The organism is Sphingomonas mucosissima (assembly GCF_002197665.1).
GTDB classification, from domain to species: domain Bacteria; phylum Pseudomonadota; class Alphaproteobacteria; order Sphingomonadales; family Sphingomonadaceae; genus Sphingomonas; species Sphingomonas mucosissima.
The window spans coordinates 2501-5771 of sequence record NZ_NBBJ01000012.1; the positions used below are offsets into that span (position 1 = coordinate 2501).

Below are 3271 nucleotides of genomic sequence, written 5' to 3' on the forward strand. Positions count from 1 at the left end.
GAGAACGATCCAGTGTTGTCGTTGGTGGTGTGGACTCTCAAGCGTGAGGTAAGGGCAATTCGTGGATGCCTTGGCATGTACAGGCGATGAAGGACGTGGCACGCTGCGATAAGCTGCGGTGAGGTGTGAGCAACCTTTGACCCGCAGATTTCCGAATGGGGAAACCCACCTATCCCGATTATCTCTTCTTGGTTCGCCAAGCGGAAGTAATTGGGAAACAGGTATCACTTAGCTGAATAAAATAGGCTTCGTGAAGCGAACCCGGGGAACTGAAACATCTCAGTACCTGGAGGAAAAGACATCAACCGAGATTCCGTTAGTAGTGGCGAGCGAACGCGGACCAGGCCAGTGCCTGAAGTTCAACTAGCAGAACGATCTGGAAAGTTCGGCCGTAGCGGGTGACAGCCCCGTATGCGAAAGTGAGACTTCAGGACTTGAGTAGGGCGGGACACGTGTAATCCTGTCTGAACATAGGGGGACCACCCTCTAAGCCTAAATACTCGTACATGACCGATAGCGAACTAGTACCGTGAGGGAAAGGTGAAAAGCACCCCGATGAGGGGAGTGAAACAGTACCTGAAACGGATTGCCTACAAGCAGTTGGAGGGTCCTTGAGGCCTGACAGCGTACCTCTTGCATAATGGGTCTGTGACTTAATGTTTCAAGCAAGCTTAAGCCGATAGGTGTAGGCGCAGCGAAAGCGAGTCTGAATAGGGCGACATAGTTTGAAGTATTAGACCCGAAACCCGGCGATCTAGGCATGACCAGGATGAAGGTGCGGTAACACGCACTGGAGGTCCGAACCGATTAACGTTGAAAAGTTACCGGATGAGTTGTGTTTAGGGGTGAAAGGCCAATCAAGCCGGGAAATAGCTGGTTCTCCGCGAAAACTATTGAGGTAGTGCCTCGGACGAACACCCTAGGGGGTAGAGCACTGGATGGATGCGGGGGTCGCGAGATCTACCAACTCTAACCAAACTCCGAATACCTAGGAGTGATATCCGGGAGACAGACGGCGGGTGCTAAGGTCCGTCGTCAAAAGGGAAACAGCCCTGACCTACAGCTAAGGTCCCCAAGTCACGTCTAAGTGGGAAAGCATGTGGGAATCCCAAAACAACCAGGAGGTTGGCTTAGAAGCAGCCATCCTTTAAAGAAAGCGTAACAGCTCACTGGTCTAAATAAGGGTTCCTGCGGCGAAGATGTAACGGGGCTAAAGACGTGCACCGAAGCTTAGGGTGTGTACTTTTGTACACGCGGTAGCGGAGCGTTCCGTAAGCCTGCGAAGCCATCTGGTAATGGGTGGTGGAGGTATCGGAAGTGCGAATGCAGACATGAGTAGCGATAAAGAGGGTGAGATGCCCTCTCGCCGAAAGACCAAGGGTTCCTGCGCAAGGCTAATCCGCGCAGGGTGAGCCGGCCCCTAAGACGAGCCCGAAGGGGGTAGTCGATGGGAATGCGGTTAATATTCCGCAGCCTGGTGGTGTGTGACGGATGGTGTGTGTTGTACGTCCTTATCGGATTGGACGTGCTTCGAAACTGTCCCGGGAAATAGCCCCACCGTATAGACCGTACCCGAAACCGACACAGGTGGTCAGGTAGAGTATACCAAGGCGCTTGAGAGAAGTGTCCTGAAGGAACTCGGCAAATTGCCTCCGTACCTTCGGAAGAAGGAGGCCCTCACTGCGCGCAAGCGTTTTGAGGGGGCACAGGCCAGGGGGTAGCGACTGTTTAGCAAAAACACAGGGCTCTGCTAAGTCGGCTTCAAGACGACGTATAGGGCCTGACGCCTGCCCGGTGCCTGAAGGTTAAGAGGAGGAGTGCAAGCTCTGAATTGAAGCCCAGGTAAACGGCGGCCGTAACTATAACGGTCCTAAGGTAGCGAAATTCCTTGTCGGGTAAGTTCCGACCTGCACGAATGGCGTAACGACTTCCCCACTGTCTCCAGGACATGCTCAGCGAAATTGAATTCTCCGTGAAGATGCGGAGTACCCGCGGTTAGACGGAAAGACCCCGTGCACCTTTACTGCAGCTTCAGAGTGGCATTAGGAAAGAACTGTGTAGCATAGGTGGGAGGCTTTGAAGCGTTGGCGCCAGCTGACGTGGAGCCATAGGTGAAATACCACCCTGTTGTTTTCTGATGTCTAACCTCGTTCCGTAAGCCGGAACAGGGACCCTCTGTGGCGGGTAGTTTGACTGGGGCGGTCGCCTCCTAAAGAGTAACGGAGGCGCGCGATGGTGGGCTCAGGCCGGTTGGAAACCGGCTGTTAGAGTGCAATGGCATAAGCCCGCCTGACTGCGAGACTGACAAGTCGAGCAGAGACGAAAGTCGGTCATAGTGATCCGGTGGTCCCTCGTGGAAGGGCCATCGCTCAACGGATAAAAGGTACGCCGGGGATAACAGGCTGATAACCCCCAAGAGCTCATATCGACGGGGTTGTTTGGCACCTCGATGTCGGCTCATCACATCCTGGGGCTGGAGCAGGTCCCAAGGGTTTGGCTGTTCGCCAATTAAAGTGGTACGTGAGCTGGGTTCAGAACGTCGCGAGACAGTTTGGTCCCTATCTGCCGTGGGCGTCGAAATTTGAGAGGAGTTGACCCTAGTACGAGAGGACCGGGTTGAACGTACCTCTGGTGTACCTGTCGTCGTGCCAACGGCGCAGCAGGGTAGCTATGTACGGACGGGATAACCGCTGAAAGCATCTAAGCGGGAAGCCTCCCTCGAGATAAGATTTCACAGGACGGTCGGAGACCACGACCTTGATAGATCGGATGTGGAAGTGCGGTAACGCATGGAGCTAACCGATACTAATCGTCCTATTCGCGCTTGAGAGTCCCACCATCAACGACAGCCCTGGGTTGTCCGCGAGGTCGGATGATGAAAGCTCGACGCCAGAACAAACAACGCTCTTGAAACAAGTGCACGCATCGATTTTAGAACCGTACACCCGCAGGCTTCATTGCCTGGTGACCATAGCGTCGGTGTCCCACCCGATCCCATCCCGAACTCGGCCGTGAAACCCGACTGCGCCAATGGTACTATCGCTTAAGCGATGGAAGAGTAGGGCGTCGCCAGGCATTGCAGCTTGCGAGTGTACGATTGACGAACCCATTCACAGTCATGTCCGCCAAGGACACCGTCGCCTCCGCCTCACCGCGGAGGCGTTCGTGTCTCAAACGGACAACACAGTGTCGCGGGGTGGAGCAGCCCGGTAGCTCGTCAGGCTCATAACCTGAAGGTCACAGGTTCAAATCCTGTCCCCGCAACCAGTAC

1 tRNA gene and 2 rRNA genes are annotated in these 3271 nt (G+C 54.7%); all 3 read left to right on the plus strand.

Annotated features, from left to right (window positions below):
• Positions 1-38 precede the first annotated feature (38 nt).
• The 3 genes from SPMU_RS16530 to SPMU_RS16540 all read left to right on the plus strand — a co-directional run bounded on the left by SPMU_RS16530 (position 39) and on the right by SPMU_RS16540 (position 3267).
• A 23S ribosomal RNA gene (locus SPMU_RS16530) occupies positions 39-2829 on the plus strand.
• A gap of 131 nt (positions 2830-2960) precedes the next feature.
• A 5S ribosomal RNA gene (rrf, locus tag SPMU_RS16535) occupies positions 2961-3075 on the plus strand.
• A gap of 115 nt (positions 3076-3190) precedes the next feature.
• Positions 3191-3267 (plus strand) — tRNA-Met (locus tag SPMU_RS16540).
• Positions 3268-3271 lie beyond the last annotated feature (4 nt).